Annotated in this window: 14 protein-coding genes, 1 tRNA gene and 2 pseudogenes; 7 read left to right on the forward strand and 10 right to left on the reverse strand. The window is 68.7% G+C overall.

Features of this window, described 5'->3' with window-relative positions:
* Positions 1-308: 308 nt before the first annotated feature.
* The gene (locus QOZ89_RS03730; RefSeq protein ID WP_071049624.1) at positions 309-1,595 is read left to right on the forward strand and encodes a C40 family peptidase; all 1,287 of its coding nucleotides are present in this window, start codon (positions 309-311) and stop codon (positions 1,593-1,595) included.
* Positions 1,596-1,671: 76 nt separating this feature from the next.
* Positions 1,672-1,884, forward strand: a complete 213-nt coding sequence (locus QOZ89_RS03735; protein WP_071049625.1) for a TrfB-related DNA-binding protein — start codon at positions 1,672-1,674, stop codon at positions 1,882-1,884.
* Between the two features lie 141 nt (positions 1,885-2,025).
* Here the strand turns inward: QOZ89_RS03735 and QOZ89_RS03740 are convergent, their stop codons facing one another.
* On the reverse strand, positions 2,026-2,250 hold the full coding sequence (locus QOZ89_RS03740) for a DUF3039 domain-containing protein (protein ID WP_071049626.1): 225 nt from the start codon (positions 2,248-2,250) through the stop codon (positions 2,026-2,028).
* A gap of 167 nt (positions 2,251-2,417) precedes the next feature.
* Here QOZ89_RS03740 and QOZ89_RS03745 point away from each other — a divergent pair, with 167 nt between their 5' ends.
* From QOZ89_RS03745 to QOZ89_RS03755, 3 genes are all read left to right on the forward strand, one after another.
* Complete coding sequence (locus QOZ89_RS03745; RefSeq protein WP_071049627.1) at positions 2,418-3,098, forward strand: metal-dependent transcriptional regulator; 681 nt, start codon at positions 2,418-2,420, stop codon at positions 3,096-3,098.
* A 161-nt stretch (positions 3,099-3,259) separates the two neighbouring features.
* Positions 3,260-3,332 (forward strand) — tRNA-Arg (locus QOZ89_RS03750).
* Positions 3,333-3,785: 453 nt separating this feature from the next.
* Complete coding sequence (locus QOZ89_RS03755; protein WP_312622948.1) at positions 3,786-4,949, forward strand: pentapeptide repeat-containing protein; 1,164 nt, start codon at positions 3,786-3,788, stop codon at positions 4,947-4,949.
* 389 nt (positions 4,950-5,338) lie between these two features.
* On the opposite strand, the gene QOZ89_RS03760 is transcribed toward QOZ89_RS03755, so the two are convergent.
* The 6 genes and pseudogenes from QOZ89_RS03760 to QOZ89_RS03775 form a co-directional block, all read right to left on the reverse strand.
* Positions 5,339-5,605: a hypothetical protein gene (locus QOZ89_RS03760; RefSeq protein ID WP_312622949.1), complete on the reverse strand. Its 267-nt coding sequence runs from the start codon at positions 5,603-5,605 to the stop codon at positions 5,339-5,341.
* A gap of 15 nt (positions 5,606-5,620) precedes the next feature.
* Positions 5,621-5,818, reverse strand: a pseudogene (locus tag QOZ89_RS48190) (ASCH domain-containing protein); the annotation flags it as partial.
* Positions 5,819-5,879: 61 nt separating this feature from the next.
* On the reverse strand, positions 5,880-7,532 hold the full coding sequence (locus QOZ89_RS03765; protein WP_312622950.1) for a PIN domain-containing protein: 1,653 nt from the start codon (positions 7,530-7,532) through the stop codon (positions 5,880-5,882).
* Positions 7,533-7,589: 57 nt separating this feature from the next.
* Positions 7,590-8,396, reverse strand: a pseudogene (locus QOZ89_RS47145) (GNAT family N-acetyltransferase); the annotation flags it as partial.
* 1 nt (position 8,397) lies between these two features.
* Positions 8,398-8,988, reverse strand: a complete 591-nt coding sequence (locus QOZ89_RS03770; RefSeq protein ID WP_312622951.1) for a hypothetical protein — start codon at positions 8,986-8,988, stop codon at positions 8,398-8,400.
* A gap of 851 nt (positions 8,989-9,839) precedes the next feature.
* Entirely contained in the window at positions 9,840-10,598 is a 759-nt protein-coding gene (locus QOZ89_RS03775; protein WP_312622952.1) for a hypothetical protein, read from the reverse strand.
* 419 nt (positions 10,599-11,017) lie between these two features.
* On the opposite strand from QOZ89_RS03775, the gene QOZ89_RS03780 reads away from it, so the two are divergent.
* Positions 11,018-16,249 carry an NACHT domain-containing protein gene (locus tag QOZ89_RS03780; protein WP_312622953.1) on the forward strand — a complete coding sequence of 1,744 codons (5,232 nt, stop codon included), beginning with the start codon at positions 11,018-11,020 and terminating at the stop codon, positions 16,247-16,249.
* A gap of 761 nt (positions 16,250-17,010) precedes the next feature.
* On the opposite strand, the gene QOZ89_RS03785 is transcribed toward QOZ89_RS03780, so the two are convergent.
* The gene (locus QOZ89_RS03785) at positions 17,011-20,790 is read right to left on the reverse strand and encodes a P-loop NTPase fold protein (protein ID WP_312622954.1); all 3,780 of its coding nucleotides are present in this window, start codon (positions 20,788-20,790) and stop codon (positions 17,011-17,013) included.
* Between the two features lie 17 nt (positions 20,791-20,807).
* Here QOZ89_RS03785 and QOZ89_RS03790 point away from each other — a divergent pair, with 17 nt between their 5' ends.
* Positions 20,808-21,020: a hypothetical protein gene (locus QOZ89_RS03790; RefSeq protein ID WP_312622955.1), complete on the forward strand. Its 213-nt coding sequence runs from the start codon at positions 20,808-20,810 to the stop codon at positions 21,018-21,020.
* A 62-nt stretch (positions 21,021-21,082) separates the two neighbouring features.
* On the opposite strand, the gene QOZ89_RS03795 is transcribed toward QOZ89_RS03790, so the two are convergent.
* Together QOZ89_RS03795 and QOZ89_RS03800 are read right to left on the reverse strand one after the other, a co-directional pair.
* Positions 21,083-21,853 (reverse strand): hypothetical protein, encoded by a 771-nt coding sequence (locus QOZ89_RS03795; protein WP_397428669.1) that lies wholly within the window; start codon positions 21,851-21,853, stop codon positions 21,083-21,085.
* A 428-nt stretch (positions 21,854-22,281) separates the two neighbouring features.
* Positions 22,282-22,845, reverse strand: a complete 564-nt coding sequence (locus tag QOZ89_RS03800) for a tetratricopeptide repeat protein (RefSeq protein ID WP_312622975.1) — start codon at positions 22,843-22,845, stop codon at positions 22,282-22,284.
* Positions 22,846-22,952 lie beyond the last annotated feature (107 nt).

Raw genomic sequence — 22,952 nt, forward strand, 5'->3', positions numbered from 1 at the left:
CCGGTTCGCTGCCCGCGGCACTCGTCCCGGATCCTCCGGAGTCGAAGGTTCTTCAGGGCGTGTTCCGGACCAGTGACCGCCCTGTTTCTTGTGTGTGAATTCGCCAAATTGGGCGCGTCGTGGTCGACTCGGGTGTGCCGGCTGTAGATCCTTCGGAACCCTACGTGTCACCCGGCGCGGATGCGTGACTGTCAAACTTCGGACAGTTACTGTGACGCGCCGTGTGCACCACGCCGTCGGAGGGCTCCCATAGGGGCAGTGGTCTGTCTCAAAGATCACCGGAGACAAGGAGTTGGCTCGAACGGGCTGTGTCGCAGCCCGCGCGGCACGGCCGGCCACCCAGCGTCCGGGTGTCGCTGGGTTTCCTGATCTCCGGATGGCTGTTCCTCGCCCCCGGCATGGCCCCCGCATGGGCGAGCCCTGTTGCTCCGTCGGTCGACGGGAGCCCCTCGGCAGGGGTCGGCGATGGTGGCTCGTCCGACACGATCGACGGGATCATGGCCCAGATCGCGGCCGCCCGCGGCGAACTCGCGGATCTCGACGCCAAGCTGTCGACAGCCACCGAGGCGTTCGACGCGGGTCGGATCCGGCTCGGTCAGGCGAGAGCCGCCGTCGACGACGCCGAGGCCCGCGTCGACCGGGCCGACACCGCGGTCCAGGACGCCGTCCAGGAAAGGCGCGGGCTTGCGGCATCCGCGTACCGCGCCGGCGGACTGGACGCGCTGTCGGCGATCCTCACCGGCGATCCGGGCGGCGCGCTGGACCGGGCCGGCGCGCTGGACGCGCTGGCGCGCCGGGCCCGCGTCGCCGAGACCCGGGAGCGGCTGGCCCGCGTCGACCTGACCGAGGCACGCGCCATCGCTCGCACGACGATGGCGGACGCGCAGGGCGCCCTTGACGCCGTCACCGACCAGAAACGGATCATCGAGACGTCGGCGGGCACGCAGCGCACCCTGCTCGACGGCCTGATCGTCAAGCAGGCCGACCTGGAACGTCAGGCCAGGGAGCGGGAGGCCGCGGCGCGGCAGGCGCGGCAGCAGGCCGCGGCCGCCGAGGCCGCGCGGATCGCCCAGGCCGCCGCCGACGAGCAGACGAGGCTGCGCCAGCAGTCCGGCCTGGTCCAGCAGGCGAGCGACACCTTCGCCGCCACCCCGGTCACGCCGGCCACCCCGGTCACGCCCGCCAGTCCAGCCCCGCCCGCACCGGCGGCAGCGGGCGCACCCCCGCCGCCGGTGGCTGGGGGCGGCGGCGCGGCGGCCGCCGTCGCCGAGGCGCACCGGCAGATCGGCAAGCCATACGTGTGGGGGGCGGAGGGGCCGGACGCGTTCGACTGCTCCGGCCTGACACAGTGGGTATGGGCGAAGGCCGGTGTCCAGCTCCCGCACTACACCGGCGACCAGTGGAGCGCGGGCCGGCACGTGTCCCGCGACCAGCTCATCCCCGGTGACCTGGTGTTCTTCAACGCGGCTCTGGATCACGTCGGCATCTACATCGGCAACGACCAGATGATCCACGCCCCGCACACCGGCGCCGTCGTCCGCGTGGAGAACGTGTGGTGGTCCAGCTTCCAGGGGGCCGTCCGCCCGTCCGGCTGAGCCCGGTCAGCGCCGGCCGGGACCCGCGACAACGGGGGGTTGACAACGACAACCCTGGGTTGTCGTCGTAGGCCTCATGAACGAGCACACACAGGAACAGCGGCAGGCCTTCGACCGGCTACGACGGGTTCGGACAGAGGCTCTTGAGCACGCCCGGAGGACCCAGGAACTCGCGCTCGAGCGCCGCGACCTGATCCGGGCTTTGATCGCGGAAGGCTTCTCCCAGGCCGACGTCGCCCGCGAGCTGGGCGTCACCCGCCAGGCCGTCCAGAAGATGCTTGCCTGCTGACGGCGATGCCGCTGGCCGACGGCGAGAGCGCCGTGACCGGTCACGACCGGCCCGGGAATCAGCCGTGGGAGCTCAGGCCAGAGGAACTCGGCTCAGGAGGACCACCCGAACTCCGGGTGGATCGCCAGAACCCCGGACGCGCTATCCGAACTGCTCGGCCATGTCGACGAGCTCCTTGCAGCGCGGGCAGACCGGGAATCGCTGAGGGTCCCGGACCGGTTCGAACTTGAAACCGCACAGGGCGGTCACCCTGCCGCCTTCGATGGACGCACGGACGATCTCCTCGCGGCGGGCGAAGTGGGCGTGGTCGTCCCCCTCGCCGGTACGCGTATCGGACGTCTCTGGCCGGATCTGCGTCGTGCTCACCCGTCGAGTGTAGGTCGCGGCGGCTCGTTGGCCACCCCTGGGCCGCCGTGCGGCCGGAGCGCGAGCAGGATTCGCGCGCGAGGACCAGTCGGCACCACCGACGCGGCCCACACGGCTCTTGCCCCAGCGGCAGGCGGCGTACTCTTAGGAATGGACGAAGGAGACCGGTGACTGCACTGATCGACAGTACCGAGATGTACCTCCGTACCCTGTATGAGCTACGGGAAGAGGGCATCCCGCCACTACGGGCGCGCCTGGTGGAGCGGCTGCACGTCAGCGCTCCCGCCGCGAGCGAGTCCACGGCTCGGCTGGCGCACGAGGGACTCGTCTCCCTCGCCGAGGACCGGACGGTCCAGTTCACCGAGAAGGGGCTCCTCCGGGCCACCGCGGTGATGCGCAAGCACCGGCTCGCCGAGCTGCTACTCACGAAGATCATCGGTCTCGACTGGGCGCTGGTCCACAACGAGGCCTGCCGCTGGGAGCACGTGATCTCCGACGAGGTCGAAGCCCGGCTCACGGTCATCCTCGGCGACCCCAAGCGATGCCCGTTCGGGAACGAGATCCCGCCGCCCACCGACCAGTTCGTGGGCGGCAACGGCTCCCCGACCAGCCTCCTCGCCAGCGCGGACCTCGCCGGTGGCAAGAGCAGGCCGGTCACCGTCGGCTGGATCTCCGAGCGGCTGCAGGCTCATGAGGGCACGATGAGGCGACTGCAGGAAAACGGGATCATTCCCGGCGCCCCGATCGTCGTCGAGTCCCACGGTGACCTCGTCAGCATCCGCCAGGACACCGACAGGCCCACCGAGTTCGACCGCCGCACCGCCTCCCTCGTCTACGTCGACCCCTGACCTCCCCCGGCCCGCGCGCGGGGCCCCACGGTCTCGCGCTCCGAGTCCCAAGTGGAACGACCGCGCCCGCGATCCGCCGCCCAGGCGGCGTATTCTCGCCTGGTCACCGCTGACCCGAGATCGCCCCGCCCGGGGCGGTCCACGGCCACGGAGACCGCCAAGCCCTCGTAGCTCAGTGGATAGAGCGACCGCCTCCTAAGCGGTAGGCCGCAGGTCCGATTCCTGCCGGGGGCACGCGCGAATGATCTTTTGTGTTGCTATTTGCGCTGGTCAGACAGGTTGAGCGCAATCGCGGCCGGGCTCCGCCGCACTGGCCCGAAACACGTCACACCGGCTACGACCAGCGGTTTTCACGAACGGGGATGGGCGTAGGTGCGTGCCCTACGGGGTTAGGCATCGCCGGCCGTGGTCGGCACGCAGCCCGACGAAATCCCGTCGTCATGCCCTCCACGACGATCTATGACTTGCGCACCCGCCCCAGGACCCAACATAGATCAAAACCAGATACGCGCGAGACAGCCCTCGGGCTGGTCGCCACCACTCGCGGAGCGGGGCGAGTCCGACCGTCACGTTGTCGCGAGACTCGGCCTGGTCGACTTTGATCCTCGCGAGAAGCCAGTCGCCAGACCGATGCTCGACTCTGCAGAGGCAGCCGCAAAGGGAACGTGATGGCGGTACAACCGGACTATGTCCGACAACGGGGACGGGGCACGGCGTACCGGCCGGCGCTGGCTGTGGATCATTGCCGGGCTCGCGGGGGTTGGTGCGATCGCGGCAGTGGTCGCCATCTGGCATCTGCCCGACCGGATGTATCCGCCGGGCACGGACGGCGGTGCCGAGGCTCGGGCCGCGCTGCAGAGCGGACTGCTCACAGCAGCGGCGGCGTTGACGGCGGTGGCAGGTGCTCTGATTGCGTTGAACGAGACCAGGCAGGCCAACGCTGAGACCAAACGATCCAACGAGGCCGCCGATGTCCGCGAGCGGACGTCGAACACGAACACCCACGTGCGCGAGCTGTACGTAGAGGCGGTCAAGCTACTCAACGAGCCTGGGAACCTCGGTATTCGACTCGGGGGTATCTACGCGCTAGAACGACTCGCGGTCGACTCGCCGCCCGACCAGCGGACCGTCGTCGAGGTGCTCTCGGCGTTCGTGCGCACCCGCACTACCGACCCGGAGCTACGCCGCCCGCCCCCGCCTTCCGCCGAGCCGGCGGAGGGCTCGGCGGCCGACGTGCGCGCCGCAGTCCAGGTCCTCGCACGCCTACCCCCTCGCGCCGTCGACCGAGCCGACCTCACCCGCGCGGACCTCAGCGGCCCCGCCAGCCTGACAGCCCTCACCTTCATTGATTACGCCGACCTACATAGCGTCGCGCTGAATCAGGCTCATCTCACCTTTGCCCAGCTGCGAAGAGCGAACCTGACCTGCACCCAGCTGTACAAGGCGGACCTAAGTAACGCCGAGCTGGACGGCGCGAACCTGACCGGCGCTGATCTGGTCGAGGCGAACCTGACCGACGCCAAGCTGGGGCGGGCAAAGCTGACCCACGCCGTGCTGCGCGGGGCGGATTTGACTGGCATCGTGGCGGCCGAGGCCGACCTAACACGAGCAATGTTGATCGACGCGAATCTGACCAATGCTTGGCTGGCCGGGAGCGACCTAACCGAGGCCCACATGTTCGGGGCAGACCTGACGGGTGTCATGCTCGCCGGAGTCAATCTGACTGACGCTCAGCTGGACGGCGCGAACCTGACCTACGCGCGCGGGTTAGTGCAGGGCCAGGTGGACGTGGCGATGGGGGACGCGCTGACGCAGTTGCCGGCGGACGTGACTCGGCCATCGTCCTGGTGATTCCGGGCGGTAGCCCCGACCGCTGGGCGGTGACTCACCTCGAACCGTCGCCCCGCTGGTGGAACACCCAGCTTGGTTCTGGCGAGTTCCGTTCGCCAGCCGCTCCGACACTACCGACCAGAACCCACGCGCATCAGTCACCGCCCACGACGGATGCCGACCCGCCGGCACCCGCAGCCGTCAGCAGCGCACCCTGACAGTGACTGAAATCACATCGGTCCGACGGAAGGACCGGGCCCCATCCATCGCTAGCCCGACGCACCGCGTTCACGAGTCCAAGCGAGGAACCCAGCACCCGTGTACATCAACTGCCGCATCCTCGGCACGGGCTCCGGCCGGGCGTCGGTGCCCGATACTGAAGGCCCAGGCGCAGGCCATCGAGATCTCCTTCACGCCCTGCACAGCAGCTCCTCGTTCAGATGCCGCAGCACAAGTGGGTCATGCTCAGCCAGGTAGCGGAAGCTCTGCGGGGGTCGGAACTTGACCTGAGCCTCGCGGAGCTCGGCCAGCGAGTAGCCGTACTCAAGTCGCCGCGGGCTGTCGAGCAGTACAGCAGTTGCTAGACGCGCGCCCATGAAGTACCGGTCGTACTCGGCTCGGCTGACGCTCGCGAAGCGCCCGTACCGGCTCCACACGCTGTCCGGCGTATCAACCACAGTGCTGGCTAGGCGGGCTACGCCTACGACGGACATCACAGGCGCACTCGCATACAAGATCAGCAACGTTCCGCTGGAGGCTGCCAGCCTCGTGCGTCGCAGCTCCACCGTCTTCGTGCCGTCAAGTATCGCGCGTGCGAAGCGCGGACGAAGAGAGAGCAGGAGCGGTCGGGGCGCCGCCGTTTCTTCAGCAGGTTCCGCTGAACTGGTCACGACGAGAGACGTTACGACAAGTCAGGCCGCGAACCATGGAGATCGGCGGTGTCGGCCGATATTACCTCCGATTGGATGTGCCTAGTTTGTAGATTGCCTCGAACGTGGCAACAGGCATCTTGACAGGAGCGAGCACCCCTCTCGGCCCCGGCAGCGCGTCGAGGAGGCCGAGGTAGCTACTCCACAACACCGGCGTGGGAAATATCTCCGTGTTGGACACCCGAAGAGCCTGGACCTTATCGCTATCGCCGGCGGCCTCCTTCACGTGCCTGAGGCGAAAGACTCCATAGTGTGAGAGTCTGGAGTACAGAGCGTCAGGTGTGTCGGTGTCGATCGCGTCGAGTAGAGAGGTGCCGACGAATCGTCGCGGTCCGGATGGCCCCCCGCTGACGCACCACAAGATGCGGCCCGGCGCTCGCAGCGGGCTGCTGCGGCCACTTCGGTAGTAGACGAGTTCCCGCGCGAGTGCCAGCTCGTCAGGACGGGGCGTGAGAACCGCGGGCACTCCAAGGAGATCCGAGCTCCATCGTTCCTGGATCGCCACAACGAAGTGCGGGAGGTCACTGTCGGTAATCTTCGCGGGCCACCACGTCCGTTCGTACTGTGCCGCGGTCACGGCCGGCAGATGCGGGGCGAGGAGCGAGGCAGGGCCGACCTCAGCGATCCGGTACGCCTCGTTCGCCATCGCGGTGATCTCGGCGCCGGGGCCTGTCGCCTCGACAATCCACGAGTACCAGCGGTCTCCGATGCGCTGGTACGACTCGTGGCTTGCCGCTCGGATCACTACCTCAGAGAGGTGCGGGTCATCGATCTCTACTGCCTTGGCACCAGCCTGACGGGCGGTCCGGCGGAGTGACCATAGCAAGTAGCGAGCCATCGTCTCTGCAACTGGTCGAGCGTCGACTCGAAAAATTGATACCCGCAGCAAATCACCCGAGTGAAGGCGGGAGAAGCAGGCCACTGGTTCGCCGACGAGGGTGCGGACGATGAGTCGCTCATGTCCTGATCGAGCGATCTCGCGCAGTCTATCTCGTAGGTGGCCGCGTTTTTCTCCCTTCGACTCCTCGAGGAATGACATGAGTTCGTGCTCCGAGTCCGCTCCTGCTAGCTCAACACTGTACCCTCCCCCCTCGATGGCCTTGGGCTGATATTCAGATGAATGTGTGATCTCATCGAGACGGATGACCAGGTGGTCAGGATCTATGATGCGGAGGTTCGCGAGTTCCGGTATCCCCTCGATCTGACGCACTATCGGAGCGATGACCTGCCGTAGCTTGTCATCCCAGGTGAGAAGTATGGTCATTCCGGCTGCCGCCGCCTCGGCTATCTGCCAGATGTCTCCGATGTCGTTTTGATCCAACTTCGGATTGGGGAGCTGTGTTGTCACCGCCTTCCGAATTACCTCGAACAGTTCAGCCGCGGCCTGCTCCGGGCCACGTCTACGCGGGAACCGTGTCGCCTGACGTGCTAGTTGGGCGTGTAGGTCTTCCGGCTGAGCCTGCAACTCACGATCAAGGCCACGAGTGACGACCAGTTCGATGCGGTCAGCCAGCTCAGGTGAGGAGAGAACCCGAGATCGTCTGCTTCGCTCCGCTTCGAAAGATGCGCTCAAGTCCCGCATGATGTTGAGGTCGATGGCGACGGGCAAGGTGGCGGGCTCGTCAAGAGCGCTGTATAGGTGCGGGTGGCCATGATCACGCCACCAGTAGGTCATCCACGCTCTGTCGCGTCCCCGGCCGCGCGTCTTGCTGCGCGCACCGAATCCGAGCGCCTGCCAGATCAACGCGATGTCAGGGTAGTCATCTCGGCACTTGGCGAGCAGTCCGAGCCGCGCGTGGTGACGGGTACTCACCTCGTCCACGAGCCGACGGGCTACACCACGGCCTCGGAAGTCCTCGCGAACGCAGAGGTGTGTTAGCGCGACTCGGCCCCATGAAAGGCGAAAAAGGGCATATCCGACAGGCTCGCCTCCCCGCCAGGCGGCAAGGAGGCGGTCCTCTGCGGCCGCTTCGTAGTAGACGGCCCGGGGAAGTAGGCCCAGAGTCCGAGCGGCCCGATTACCCTGATCGATCAGAAGTTCGATCGTTCTGCCATCGGAGGCAGCGACATAACCGAGCGTAAGCTCCTCGCCAGAGGACATGCACGCCATTCTGCTCGCCTGCTCGCAGAATCGGTATAGCCGGCACATCCTCCAATCTCGGCCACGCGCGTCGTTTCGTCCGCTTTGCGGCGTAACCGCCGCGCCAGCTGGGAAGACGCTTTGCTGGCACGATCGGCGGCGAGGTGGACCATGGGTCGGGCGGCGGGGCGCCGGGGCGAGGCTGCGGGTGCATCGTTGCGCTGGTGGACCTCGGTCACGCCTGCCTGCGGGTATCGCCACCGCCGACGCCGCGCTCCGCATTATGGCGCCTCCGACGACGCGGTCGCACGCCTGTGCGAAGGACGCAGGAGCGGAGTGTCGCAGGCCGAGACCACGCCCCTGGCCGCCACGCAGCTCTGCAGGGCCCTCCTGATCGGGGACAGGGCCACCGAGGATCGGGGGCATCCGGCCCCTGGTCGCCGGGCCCCGTCGAGGCATCCTAGAACTGCAGCCCGGCGTCGAGGGTCGCCTGCCGGAGATTGCGCAGGTACCGCCGCCCCTCGACGAGAAGCAGATAGGTGGGTGCCTCGGCGAATCGCGCCTCGTAGTCGGGGTCGAGCGTCGCGCGGGGGTGAAGGGCATAGTCCCTGATGCCGCGCAGGCTGTCGGCGAACCGGTGCAGCTCGTCGACCCGGCTCTTCTTCGCTCCCAGGTCCTTCAGCACAGGAACGACTCGCTCGATGAGCGTGCTCGCCGGTGTCTTGGGATCGTCGAGGAGCTTGTCGATCTGCGGCTTGCCGGCGCGCACCGTCTCCGCGACGGAGAACCACGCCGCCTCGCTCGCGAGCGCGAGCATGTTCGAGGACGAGAAGTACCGGCCGGCCCGAAAGGTCTCGACGGCCTCCACGAGAGCCTTCAGACCGCGCGGGCCGAGTAGGTCCTCGAGTCCGTCGGTGCCGAGAGTCGGGTCGAGGATCGCCAGCTCCGACACGCCGCGGTATCGGCGGGCCACTCGATATGCGGGCGCGAGCAGCGGCTCCGACAACGGGAGCTGCGCGGTCGTGCCGTAGCCACCGTCGTGGACCTGCACCGGGAGGATCCCAGGAGTATTGCAACTGGTGAGGATTCCGGCCGCCACCAGGTCGGCGAGTGCCTCGCGCGCCGCCGCCTGGATGCGAGCGAGCTTCAGCGGCGGCAGCTCCGCGTCAAGCGGGTCTTCCCCGAGCTCCCGGGGGTGGACCGGTGTCCGAAACGCGTTGAGGTCAGCTCCGGCGGCGGGAGAACCGCGATGACTAGCCCATCGGCCCCAAGAGCGCCGCCGCCCTCGACCGCTCGAAGAATGATCGCCTTGGCCTGCTGAACATCCGTCTCCCGCGGCTCGACAGCTTGCGTAAGCCGACCCTGGTCCTGCGGGCTGATCGTGTGCATCACGCGACGGTAGCCGAACACAGGCACGAGCATGCCTGACCACCCACGCCCGTCAGACCGCGGCGAGTGCCTCGATCTCCACGAGCCACCCCTCGTCATAGATACCCGCGACGATCACCGTCGGCGCCGGGCAATGCCCACCCAGCAACCTCCCGGCGAATGGCGGAGTTCTCGTCGCGGTACCGCCGACCGGACAGATAGATCGTCACCTTCAGGCCGGACAGGCCCATCCCGCGGTGCGACAGTGCCGCGGCCACGTTCGCCCAGGCCTGGCGGCACTGAGCAGCGAATCCAGCGGACACGGTGCCGCGGTGACACCGGAATCTGCCCGGAGACCACGACCAAGCGCGCCGGGGTCAGGATCTCGTACGAGTGCCGGCAACCGCCCCCGTCGGGGACCACCAGGCCGGAACTCACCACGGACTGATGCTGCCAGCAACGCCGCAGCCCTGATCAGTCAGTCCTCGTGTCCCCAGTGACGGTCGCCGCTGTCTACGACCACGCCGGACCAGCTCAATGAAGGTCCACACGCCGTTGCACCAGAGATATTCCCGCCAGCGCGAAATTGAGAGCGACCAGCTCGGCTTCGCAATACGAAAATTTGGGCGGCCAGGATAATTCCGCTACAGGATTCGGCCATAGCGGAATAAGCGGCTTCGGTTCGTCGAATTCGAGCGCCTCCAGACCGCGAGCGATCGCGTCTGGCACAAACACCACTTTGATCACGAGGGGGCCCAGGGCGGCCGTGAAGTCGACCAGGCTCCCGACGTAGACGCCGTCGGCGGTGCAGTCCAGCCTCCTCGGCCGGAGCCGCACGGGGCGATCGTGGTACATGGTGTCGTGGAACCTGCTGGTCCACACGGCCACGTTGGTGGGTGCGTCGCCATCTGCCAACTGGCGAGCGGTGATGGGCGGCAGAATGGCGCCATACCCCGACGTATTGACCTCGGCGATAGCGGTCTTGATACACCAGCGAGCAAGAATGCCGAGGTGCTCCGGCCCGAGGCTGACTGGAGCACCTTCCAACAGTGGCCCGAGAAAAACCTTGGCAGAATTCTCCAGTCGGCTCATCCACCCGGCGTTGCAGTCACCGCAGGCGATCCGCACCTGGAGATCGATTTTCTTGAGGCTGAAAGTCTTAGACTTTCCTGAATCACCGGCTCTAGAATCTACGATCACCTTGCCCGTGAACGAGGGAAGAGTCGATATCCAGGCTGGGATCACATGCTCCTTGGTGAGGGTTGCCTCAGTACCGCAGAACTGACAGATCATTTCCTCATCCTCTGGAGCTAGGCCGTCCGTCGAGTAACTTCGGCGACGACCGCGATCTCACACGATCGAACCTGGGCCGTGATGATCTAGGATATAAGGGGCCGGGCTCTCACGGCACATGGCCTCGGTCGGCTTCACTCGCTGCCAGTGCGGTCACCTGCGGCCTGGTAGCAAGCACGCCAGGTTTGCCCGAGTTCGATGGGATCGCTCTGCCGACCCTGCCATCTGTGCGACCGATCGCTCTGGATCCCGCCTGACGCCGTTTCGGCGGCGTCCTGCGCGGGCGGAATACTCGGAGGGTGAACGATCCGAGGAAAGGCGCAAGAGGCAGTCCGGAGCGACGCGGTAGCGGTTCCGCCGCTGGCGCGTCGCCGGCCGACGCTGCGGCGTGGGCGCCGCCGCCGCCGAGGCTGCACACGATGGTGCTGGCGCAGGAGCTGGCTCCGCCGGTGGACACGCGGGAGCAGGTGCTGCCGTTCGACTGCCTGGCTTGGGAGAACTTCGAGCGGCTGTGTCTGAAGCTCGCTCTGGAGCGCGGCAAGGTTGATCATGCGGTGGACCACGCGGCCGGCGACCGGGAAACCGGCCGGCTGTCCGCGCGGGAAGCCCAGGCGCAGGGCCGCCTATACGGCACCCGGGGCCAGAAGCAGCAGGGCATCGACCTGTATGTCCGGCTGCCGCCGGCCGGCGATGCGCCCCCGGGTTCCGGCGCCTCGCCGCGCTACCTGAGCCTGCAGTCACGGCGGGTCGCCAAGCTGACTGCGGCCGGTCTGAAGAAGGCGGTCGGGGACTTCCTGGGCGGTTCGTGGGCCCCAACGAGTGACGTCTTCGTCTACGCCACCAGCCTGCCGGCCGTGCAGACCGAGCTTGCCGACGAGATCGCCCGGCAGACGGAGCGCCTGGCAGCCAAGCACATCGAGTTCGAGGTCTGGGACGCGGAAGCGCTGTCGACCCAGCTGAAGTCGGCATCGCGGCATGTCCTGGTCGACGACTTCTTCGGCCGGGTCTGGGTGCGCCGCTTCTGCGGCTCCGAGGCCGCCGACGCCTTGGGCGAGAGGCTGGACGCCGCGCAGGTAGGCGCGTTTCGCGAGAAGCTCGGCGGGTTTTACAGGGCGCTCTTCGGCGTCGTTGACCCAGGGACGGCGGCGTTGGGGCGTTCCGACGCCCCGCGGTTGGAGCTACGCGACCGGTTCGTGCTGCCGGATCTGCTCGCGCCCGCCAGCGCAGAAGCCCTGTCCTTCGACGGGGCTTATCCGCAGCCGACATCGGTCCCGTCGACGCTGGAATCCGGGCCGACCGTCGAGGTATACGAGCTTCTCCCGGAGGTGGGGGGCACACGGATGGGGGGCGCCTCCTATCGCGCGCTACGCCGGCAGTCCGCGAGCTGGCCCGCGGGCCTGGGGCCGGACGTCGGGAATACCTCGGCGCTGGCGGCGGGCGCGGCGCTGCGTATGAACGCGGACAGGTGGTTCGCGTCCGGTGACCGGTTCGTGCTGGTCGGAGGGCCCGGAAGCGGGAAGAGCACGTTCCTGCGCTTCGCCGTGCTCGACCTGTTCTCCGATGAGCCGTCGATGCCGGTGTGGACCGAGCGCTTCGGCGGGCTGCTGCCGGTCTGGCTGCCCTTCCATTTCCTGACCCGCCGCAGGCAACAGCACGACGACGCCGCGGCGTCGATCAAGGCCACCTTGCAGGCGTGGCTGGGGCAGCACGACGCAGGGCACCTGTGGCCCCTGGTCGAGCAGGCGCTGACCGACGAGCGGCTGCTGCTGATCGTCGACGGCCTGGACGAGTGGGTAGATGAGTCGGCCGGGAACAGCGCGGCCATGGCGCTGGAGATCTACCTCGCCGCGCGCAACACCCCGGCCGTCGTGTCCACCCGGCCCTATGGGCTGGCCCGCCTGAGCCTGTCTGCCCGCTGGTCGCGCGCCGATCTGGCGCCCCTGTCGGAGGCACAGCAGCGGCGGTTGGCCGAGCTGTGGTTCCGTGCGTACGCCGAGGACGGCGAAGCCGGCGCCGCGGATCCGGAAGGCGATGAGTCCGCGGCCGTCGACGGCTTCATCGAAGAGGTTCACGGTCTGCCCGAGCTGCGGTCGCTGGCGCAGGTGCCGTTGTTCCTGCTTCTACTAATCGGGCTGCGGCTGGCCGGCGTGCAGCTGCCCACCCGCAGATTCGACGTCTACGGGCGCGTCATCGACAGGCTGCTCAAGGATCATCCGGCCCGGCGGGCGACCGCGGCATCGGCGGCGGCTCCGTACACGTCCATGCCTCAGGACGATGTGCGTCAGGTGCTGGCTCATGTGGCCTACGCGCACCAGTCGCGCGGCGATTTCGGGCCGGTCTCCGAGGCGGCTGTCCGGCGAGACGTCGTCGCGGCCCTGCGGGATCCCGATCACCTGGCCATGCAAGAGGAAAGCGCCGCTGCGCACGTGCGCCCGTTCGTCGAGGTCGCGGAGGGGCGGCTCGGGGTCCTGGTCCGTCAGGGGCCGCGCGAGCTGAGCTTCCTGCACCGAGTCCTGCTCGAACAACTCGCTGCCGAGCACGCCGCGGACCATCTGTCCGAGCAAGAACTCGGCGAGCTGTTCGTCGGCAAGGCCGCCGACCCACGTTGGAAGGAGGTGCTGTTGGGGATCCTGTGGCGTTCCGGGCGCCCCAAGGAGGTGGCGCAGCTGACCACAGTCCTGGCCGAACAGGCAGAAGGGCAGACGCCCGCCGCGCTGGGCGTGAGCGAACTGCTCGCCGAGATCGCGTTCGGTAGCTACCGGCTGCCCGCCGCCGACGCGGCCCGCCACGCGCACGCCACCCTGGATGCCATCGAGACCCACCCCTACCTCCCGCACCGTGCCCGCCTGCTGTCCGCGGCCGTCCCCGGGATCGAGCACCCTACCGCCGGTCCACTGCTTCGAGAGCGGCTACCCCGATGGACGCTGGCCCGCCAGCCGCCCACGGCCCTGTACTACATGGTTCGTCTGCCCAAAGACGGGCGGACGGACGCGGTGGTCTTGCCGGTGCTGCTCGCCTCGCTCGCCGACGAGGACCCACGGACCGCGAAGGCCGGCGCCGTCGCGATCGCAACCCGCTACAGCGCCGGCGAGCGCGGCGACGAGGTACGCACCGCGCTGGTCAACGTCGTGCGGCGGCCCGGCACTGCGCAGCACGCCGCTATGGCGCTGGCGAGCATGTTCCTGGGCTGGCCTGAGGACGAGCAGGTTCAGCGGCTGCTCGCTGCGGCGCGGCAACAGCCGACCGGCCCGACCCGTCTGGTTGGCCTCGCCGCCCGTCTGGGGATCCTGCCGGCGCTGCTGAGAGAACAGGATCCGCCGCCCGAACCGCACGACGCGTGGCGGGCCGCAACGGACGATGACCGCGCCTGGCTGGCGCACCAAATCGACTTCGAGCAGCTGGGGCGCGAGCACTGGGTCCCCTACATCTCCGCGTCGCTCGTGGCCGCCACCGCTGGTCTGCCTGACAAAACCGCGCAGTTGCGCGACCGGTGCCTGCGCATCGTGGACACGCGCGAGTTCGGCGACCGCGCCATCGCCTGGGCCGTGCTGATGCGCGGACATGCCCGCGATACTGCCGTCGTCGCGTTCGTGCGCCGAACCCTGGCAACTGATCTGCGCCGCCTGTATTTCCTCGGGCTGGGTCGGCTGGCCACGGCCTACTCCGGCGATCCGGACATCGCGCAGGCTGCGGAGGAAGGGCTGCGCGGAGAGCCGACGATCATGGATGCGGAGCTGCACACTCTCGCTCGCGTCGACCACGGCCCAGTCCTGCGCGACCTGCTGCTGCGCAGGTTCGCCGAGCGCGGATTCCCGCACTGGGCGGCCGGAGCGCTCGCCATACACTGGGCCGACGACCCGACCGTGCACCAAGCACTGCGCGAGGCGCTGTCCGGCGCGCCGGAACGCGCCAGCACCGTCGCGAACGTCGCCGTCCGCGTTCTCGGAGCGCGCGCCGCCCGCGGGCGACTGCTGGAACTGCTCGCGCACACCCCCACGCCTGGCAAGCGGATACGCCGCGACATCGTGACCTACGCGCTGCTGGAGGCGTGCCAGGAGCTAGGCGAAACGACCGGGCCGGAAGCCGAAAACGTCGCGCAGGCATGCCTGACCGCCCTGGACTCGGACGCTATGTGGGAGGCGGACGCCGAAGCCGCGGTCCTGGCCGTGCTCCCCGAGACCCACGCTGCCCGGACCAGGGCCGAGCAGATGCTCGCCCTCCCGCAGCCGCCCGTGACGGTCCTCCTAGCCGGCTACGGACAGGACGGCACCATCCTCGCCAAGACGCTGCGCATCATCGCCACCGTGGCGCCCCCGCTGCCCGCAGCGCTGCGCCTGCATCTAAGCGGCCTGCTGGAGAACGCCACGCCCGCGAACGCTTTCGTCCGCGCCCTGACCCGCGACTGGCCGTTGGAACCCGACGACCTGGTGCGCTCGGCGGCCAGCGCCGCCTACCACACCCATCTACTGCACGCTCACCGGCGAGCGGCCGACGACGCGGACGAATGGGACGCGGCCCTCGACGTGCTCCGCCGCGAAGCCCTGGCCACAGGCTGGGCCAACGGCGGCCGGCGCCGCTCGGCGTGGCTCGGCATCCTGCTGCTCGACGAGCTAGGAATCCTCAACGAACTACGCGAACACGGCCAGTCGCAGCAAGCCGCCCGCGTAGAGCTCGGGGATCTGATCGGAGAACTCGACACGCGGCTGCTAGGCGAGATCGCGGCCCGCTGGCCGCAGCTACGCGCCCACTTCGGCGGCGAACTCCTGCCGCGGCTTTCGGGCGGACTCAGCCAAGACACTGACGAAGCCTGGCAGTACCTGGCCCTGGTCGCCGACCGGCACCCAGCATTGCAACGCGAACTGTCCAACGCCGTCGCCGCCGACGAGACCCTGCTGCGTCACGACGGGGTGCTGGCCTGGTACGCCCGCACGCACCGCGGCGAATCCGGACTGCCGGTCACCCTGGTCGCGCACCTTCACGAGCACGACTCCAACCTGCGCGCGCTGCCCAGCCTGCTGCTGGGCCGGCCGGAAACGCTCGGCCTGACCCCAGACACGGTCGCGAACGCCCTACACATCCCGGTCGAAAGTGAACTGCGCTTCTCGCCCCCCTTCCATTCGGCCGCTCTCGAAGCCCTCGCCGATGCGGCGCCGGACGACGCGCGAGTACGCGCCTGCTGGGCCGCCACGCTCGCCCAGCGCGAACAGGACGGCCACCTGGAGATGCACCCACGCACCTACTACCCCCTGGCCTATGCCGCAGAGCCGGCCGACGGGTTCATCACACGTCTCTGCCACGACATCGACCACCTCAGCATCGCCGGAGGCGACTACTTCGAGCCGCAGTTCGCCGCCGCCGCAACCCGGCGCCTAGGCCGCGACCCTGAGGCGCGCCGACTGCTAGATGAGCACATTCGCGCAGCGGACACCACTGACCAACGTGCGGCGCAGCTGGCTCACCTCGCAGCCGGCGCGCACCCGCTCGACCCGGAGACGGTACGCGACCTTTCCGCGCGACTCGAACGCCAACTCGACGCCGAAGCGCCCGACATGGTCCACGACTGCAGGTCGGGCGACGACGTACCGGTGTACCTACTGCTACTCGGCGTCCTATCCGGATACCCCGCCGACACCCCTCAGAGCGCAGGCTGACACAGCGATCGCCGCGATCAACCCATAGCTCTGCAGTCGCGTCCCGGCCTGTTCGCGGGCGATCTGCTCGTCGGTGACGCCACGTCGTTCAGCGCGAGCAACGGAGGCGTCGACAGCCTGCGCCGGCTGTGGGGCAATCTTCTCGGGCGTCAGGTCTGAGTCGCTGCGGCAGTGCTCGCGGCGGGCGCCGCGAGGCATTCGCGTTCCGGCGGTGAACAGGAGCCGTTCACCTTCGAGCGGTTCGTTGACACCAGTCTCGCAGGACGGGCAGCCCCCAGGCGCCGCCGGCTTTCCCGCAACGCCTCGTGAGGTACCCGGTCTTCCTGCCTGGTTGGCGGCTGGCGATCGGCTGTGACGCGGTCCTGAGGTCGTGTGGGTCGGCCGCGCGGGCGCCGCCGCCGCCGACATCGCCATCTACGCGGCAGTCAAGGCCGCCAACATCCGCGCGCCAGCCTCGCGAGCAACACCGGGCAGCTCCCGCGGACCTTGGTACACCCCTGCGACCTTGCGGAGATCTCCCACGTGGTGGCGGGCCTTGCCCAGTTAGCCGTCGCCCGGCCCTGACCTCTTCGGAGGCGCTCGGTAACGACCCCGTGTGCGCTGCCGCTGCGGGTTGGTCGAAAGTTGTTAGCGCCGACGCCGGCGAATACGCGCGCGTCCTTCCGACGCTGGTGAACCGGCCTCTCATCAAGAACTGCCAGGTCAGCGACGCCGTTTGGTTCGGCCAGCCGGCTACGGGAACATCAGCGGGACTGCCCTGGTCATGGGCCAGGGTGTTGGAGGTCGACGGTGTGGAAGCTGTGGCGCGCGATGCGGGGTGCCCATTGCCGGTAGGTGGCGAGTGTGCCGTGGTAGCTGGTACCGGCCTGGCGGATCGCGTCGATCGTGCGGGCGATGGTGTCGCAGGCCGGTTGGAGGGCGTCGCCGCAAGGTTTGTCGTGGAGGAAGTCGATGATGTCGCCGTCGCCGGTGCTGGCGGCGAGCGCGGTCAGGAGCGGGCGGGCCAGGACCGGCTGACCGATGATGATGGCGAGCAGGAGCACGACGGCCTGGTACGGGCCCGCGGTGAAGGTCGCCAGGTCGCTGTCGGGGACGCCGATGCGCACGAGCCGATAAAGGTTGATCAGTTTCTTGCCGGCGCGTGGAGTGGGCAGCAGCGGTCCGACCAGGGGGATCAGGGCTCGTTCGTTGTCGTTGAGCGTCAGTGACGCCGGCCGCAGGTCAGGGATTCCTCGGCCGCGGTCGACGTCCGGGTCGGCGACGGCGCGGTCCATCGATGGTGTTGCAGGTGGGCTGTTGACAGGCATCGTGGTCCGGGTGGATGGCGAAGAACGTTGGGGGTCGGCGCGGCGCGGGGCGACCGGTCGGGGAGCGGGAGCGCGGATGGGGGTGAGCGGATGGCTCGGATCGACGAGGCCCGGAAGCAGCGCGGTCAGATAGTCGGCGGCGGTGTGGCGTGTCGGTCGCAGCGCGAACGGGATCTGGAAGATTTTGTCCAACCAGTCGATCGGGGTCACCACAACTGCGGAGGCAGGGTCGCCGTCCACGGTTGGACCGAACAGGGTGGCGTGGTGGGCCGTGAGGGAACGCCGCAGCCAGGCTGCGTCGACCGCGACGAGCACTATGAACAGCCGCCGCGCTAGCAGCAGGTGGATGGCGGTCAGGACGTCGACGACCCGGTCGGGTGAGCATCGGTCGAGGTCATCGACGTAGAGCACGATCCGTTCCAGCGGCGGCCGGGCCGTGCTGCCGCTGGTCTGCCATTCGACGCGGGCGGCCGTTAGCGCCTGTTCGAGCAGGTCGAGATCGCTGCTGATCTGGCCTACCAGGCCCCGGTAGCCCTCGTAGGCACGGCCGGTCGTGAGGCGGTCGAGGACGTCGGCGAGGTTGGCCGCAGCGTCGATCTGGGCGAGGTGGGCACGCGCGTCGGCTAGGTCGCGGCGTACCTGGCCTGCCTGCTCGGCGAGACGGCGCCGTTGGTCCGCCGTGAACCGCACCATCCAGCTGTGTACCCGGCCCAGGACCGCGAACGGGGCCAGCGCGATCACTCCGGCGACTGGCACGGCCGCAGATCTCGACCACGGCCCAAGCCACAACCAGAGCGCGCCGGCGCCCGCGAGCAGCACCGCCCAGCCGGTGAGGATGCGGTAACCGCGGCGCAGGTCACCCGCGACTCCACCGACCGCAGACAGTGCTGCTCGCGCGAACCCCCCGAGTGACCCGGCGGCGGCGAGCCGCCCGGCCAGGGCCGGGGCTGTGTCGATCTCGCGCAGCTGCGCGTCGAGCCGGTCGCGGCTGGCCTCCAGCTGTTCGGCTGTTTGCCGGAGCTGACTCTGCTTCTGCCGAGTGGCTTCGGGGGCGGGGGCCGGTGCCGTTGGCTGGGTGCCGGCGAGTTCGCGGAAGAGGTGTTCGACCAGGCCGGTCCACACGTGATCGTCGCTGTAGTGCCAGGCGTTGAAGGTGATCTGCCGGATCGAGGTGACATACGCGCTGCGGCCGAGGTTGTTCAGCGACAGGCCGGCAAGCCTCTCGACCCGGGCGTGCACCTGGCGCAGAACCGTCGACTTGCCAGCGCCCCACTCCCCGAGCACCGCAACCGCCAACGGCGGCTCTGTACTGGATGCGGCGATCAATGCAGCCAGGGTGTCCACATCATCGCTGACATCGAGCAGGTCAACATCGCTAGGCTCGTCGCTCCGCACGCCGGCCAGCACGCCTCGTCGTGACGGTGCCCCCGTGGCCGTGCCACGGACCTGCATCCCACTGCGCCGATTCCACACTCGGATCGTCCGACCGCCAACGCTGACGATCTCCAACCCATCTGGGGTCACCGCCACCGCGAAGACAGGCCCGGTGTGGCCGATCAGCGCAGCCTCCCGGACCCCGCTCGCGCGGTCCCACAGCCGCACCACACCGTCGCCGCCACCGGTGACGATCTGCCGGCCATCCGGCGTCACCGCCACCGCGAGGACCCGATCAGTGTGACCTGCCAGGGCGGGTAGTTGGGCGCCGGACTCGCGGTCCCACAGCCGCACCACACCGTCGTCGCCACCGGTGACGATCTGCTGGCCATCGGGGGTCACCGCCACCGCGAAGACAGGGCCGGTGTGGCCTATCAGGACACGCTGTTGGGCGCCGGACTCGCGGTCCCACAGCCGCACCACACCGTCGCCGCCACCGGTGACGATCTGCTGGCCATCGGGGGTCACCGCCACGGCGAGGACCCGCTCCATGCCACCAGTCCGAAGATGCTGTTGTTCGTCGCCGGACTCGCGGTCCCACACCCGCACCCAACCGTCGTCGCCACCGGTAATGATCTGCTGGCCATCCGGCGTCATCACCACCGCGAGGACCCGATCAGCGTGACCGGCAAAGACACGTTGTTCGGCGCCAGATCCACGGTTCCATACCCGCACCTGGCGGTCGCCGCTGCCGGTGACGATCTCTTCGCCGTCCAAGCTCATCGTGACCGCGAGAACCTGGCGATGGTGGCCAGTCAACGCGAGCTGTTCGACACCGGACTCGCGGTCCCACACCCGCACCGCACCATCGTCGCCACCGGTAATGATCTGCCGGCCATCCGGCGTCACCACCACCGCGAAGATAGGCCCGGTGTGGCCCGTCAGCACAGCCTCCTCGACGCCACTGACGCGGTCCCACACCCGCACGGAGCCATCACGGCCGCTGGCGACGATCTGCCGGCCATCCGGCGTCACGACCACCGCATGGACCTGGCGACGATGGCCAGCCAAAACAAGCTGTTCGGCACCGGAGTTACGGTCGAAGATCCGCACTTCACCGACGTAGCCAGCGACGATCTGGTCGCCGTCCGGCGTCACCACCACCGCGTCGACCGGACCCTGACCGCGAGGCGTGAGAAAGAGCTGGGCACCGGACCTGCGATCCCACACCCGCACCTCGCCGTCATTGCCGCCGGTGACGATCTGCCGACCATCGGGCGTCACTGCCACCGCAAAGACAGGCCCGGTGTGGCCGATCAGCACAGCCTCCCGGACGGCCCTAGCGCGGTCCCACACCCCCACCACACCGTCGTCGCCACCGGTAACGATCTGCCGACCATCGGGCGTCACTGCCACCGCAAAGACAGGCCCGGTGTGGCCGATCAGCACATCCGCAGGGACGCCGCTGGCACGGTCCCACACCCGCACCAGACCGTCGTCGCCACCGGTAACGATCTGCCGGCCGTCCGGGGTCACCACCACCGCGAAGACCCGGTCAGTGTGGCCGGTCAGGACGCCCTGTTCGGCACCGGACTCGCGGTCCCACAACCGCACCACACCGTCACCGCCGCCGGTGATGATCTGCTGGCCGTCCGGCGTCACCGCCACTGCGAGGACCTGGCCGGTGTGGCCAGTCAGGACACCCTGCACAGCTCCGGACTCGCGGTCCCACAGCCGCACCGCACCGTCGTCGCCGCCGGTGATGATCTGCCGCCCATCCGGGGTCACCGCCAGCGCGGCGACCGCGCCGGCGTGGCCCCAGAACGGTGGTCGGTCCGACGGCGCGACATCCGTGGGCATGTAGCCAGTGTGCCGTGATGATCCAGGCGCCTGGCAGCAGCATGTCGGCCTGCGCGCAAGGAGAACAACTCGGCTTCAGTGCCAGGGAAAGCACCGGCGGCTCCGCACACCCCGACCCTCATCTGCGCGACATCGTGTGGCGCCGAGAGAACGCCCTTCTCGCCCTCGGCACCGCAGCCAGCCTCGCCCAGCTCATCTTCCGCCCAGCACTACGCCGGCACGCCCACTAGGTCTCGTCAGCGACCCGCGCCCACCGACGCGGCAGGCGCGGGATCGCCGTCCTTACAACAGGTCACACGCCATCTTGCGGCTCGTCACTGATGGGGCCGCTGGCACCTTCGATCCGGGTGTGGATGTCGCTACGCAGCTGCGTGACCAGCCCACGCGCGGCCGGAGCACCGATGTGCAGACGCTTTCGTAGCGTCTCCGCGGAGATTGGCCGCTGTTGCTCCTGCCAGTGCAGCACGTCCTCGGCCCGAGCCCGGTGCAGCAGATCCTGCTCCCGGGCCTTCCGATCCACGCGACGCGATCCCTTTGCCGCACCGAGTGCCCCGGCCGTGACCGGCCGACTCGGGCTGCCATCCTGCTCCACCTCTGCGGCCTCAGCCGGCTCGGGGGCCAGCGGCGCACCCTCTGGCTGCATGGCGTGGAGCAAGCCCGGTCCCACCTCCGCCCAGCCGATCAACAGAAGAGGGCCGACAGCGTCGAACGCCGCCTTGCCCAGATTCCCGGCGATAATCGGTTCAGCGATGTTGAGCGCCAGGGTGACGAGGCTCGCGAAGACCAGAAGCCGACGGGCCGGCTGGATCTCCTCACGAGGCGCACCCCGCATCGCAAGCTCCTGGATCGCGATCAACAAGCCAAGGACCGACAGATCCACCGCCGGCGCGACCAACGGCGCCACATAGACCGGCACCCCCAACCGCAACCCCAGCAGCCAAACGTTGCCGAACCCGAACAAGAACGTCAGACCCACCACCATGGCCATGACCACAGTCACGGCAGTGAACGCCACACCGCGCCCACGTGCGACCGATGCCGAAACCGGCGATGATCCGCTCATCGCCTGCCCTGCCGGACCTCGAAACTGGCCTCCACGACCAGCTGCCCGACGCAAACGCCCAGGTCAGCGCCTCCCCCTTCTACAAGGTTCCCCGCCGGGGGCACACAAGAACGATCATCGTTGAGCTATTTGCGCTGGTCAAACGGGGTGACCGGCATCGCGACTGAGCCACCTGCTCTCACCCGAAACGCTCCGCATCGCCGCCACCAGCGGTTTTCCCGACCGACGGCCGGCGTAGGTCCGAGCCCCCGGAGACAACGCCAGCAAGCAGATCGACGTAAGCGACCTGCATGAAGAGGATCAACTTCCACCAGCCGCCAACAGAAGCAGGTCCCGCCGCCGTGCGCTGGCGCTCAACTCGTCGCGCCTCCCACCGGGTCACCGAACCGAGCGCATGGGGCGGCAAAGCCCCGACACCTCAGCCGCCATCAAGATCGGCTAATGCCGCCTTCGCGCGGATCGTGTGGGGGTGGTCGTCGCCGAGGATCCGCTGCCACCGGGCAAGCACGTCCTCCCACAGGGCGCGGCGGCCGGATGGTCCCCCTGGCTCTGTAAGGCGCTCGCGAGGTTCCCTGCGGCGTAGATCGTGTGGGGTGGTCGTCGCCGAGGATCCGGCGCCGCCGGGCAAGCACGTCCTCGTCGAGGGCTCGGGCGGCTTTGAACTCGCCCAGGTTCCACAGCGCGGCCGAGAGGTTGCCCGCCGCGCGGATCGTCTCCGGATGGTCCTCGCCCTGGACTCGCCGCCATCGAGCGAGGACATCCTCGGCCAAAGCCCGAGCGGCCGTGTAGTCGCCCGAGCCTCGCAGGATCGCCGAAGAGAGGGTGCCCGCGGCGTGGATCATGTCCGGATGGTCCTCCCCGGCGGTTCGCTGATACCAGGCGAGCACGTCCCGGCTCAGAGCTCGGGCCTCCTGATACTCCCCCTGCTGGCGTAGGGCGTTCGCGAGGTTGCTCGCCGCGCGGATTGTGTAGGGGTGGTCCTCGCCCAGGATCTGTCGGAACCGTGCGTATGTACAACTGAGTCGCCTGGTCGAGCACTGCCACCGCCGACGGGTTCCGGGTTACCCCTCGGGTAACGTCACGGACGACTTCGGGCCAC

Source organism: Pseudofrankia coriaricola (assembly GCF_032027725.1).
In the GTDB taxonomy this organism is placed as follows: Bacteria; Actinomycetota; Actinomycetes; order Frankiales; family Frankiaceae; genus Pseudofrankia.

Bases quoted from the DNA above. Each gene is read 5' to 3' on its own strand.
- QOZ89_RS03735 (WP_071049625.1), top strand. From the start codon at position 1,672: ATGAACGAGCACACACAGGAACAGCGGCAGGCCTTCGACCGGCTACGA.
- QOZ89_RS03755 (WP_312622948.1), top strand. From the start codon at position 3,786: ATGTCCGACAACGGGGACGGGGCACGGCGTACCGGCCGGCGCTGGCTG.
- QOZ89_RS03765 (WP_312622950.1), bottom strand. From the start codon at position 7,532: ATGACCTACTGGTGGCGTGATCATGGCCACCCGCACCTATACAGCGCT.
- QOZ89_RS03775 (WP_312622952.1), bottom strand. From the start codon at position 10,598: ATGATCTGTCAGTTCTGCGGTACTGAGGCAACCCTCACCAAGGAGCAT.
- QOZ89_RS03780 (WP_312622953.1), top strand. From the start codon at position 11,018: ATGGTGCTGGCGCAGGAGCTGGCTCCGCCGGTGGACACGCGGGAGCAG.
- QOZ89_RS03785 (WP_312622954.1), bottom strand. From the start codon at position 20,790: ATGCCCACGGATGTCGCGCCGTCGGACCGACCACCGTTCTGGGGCCAC.
- QOZ89_RS03790 (WP_312622955.1), top strand. From the start codon at position 20,808: ATGATCCAGGCGCCTGGCAGCAGCATGTCGGCCTGCGCGCAAGGAGAA.
- QOZ89_RS03795 (WP_397428669.1), bottom strand. From the start codon at position 21,853: ATGAGCGGATCATCGCCGGTTTCGGCATCGGTCGCACGTGGGCGCGGT.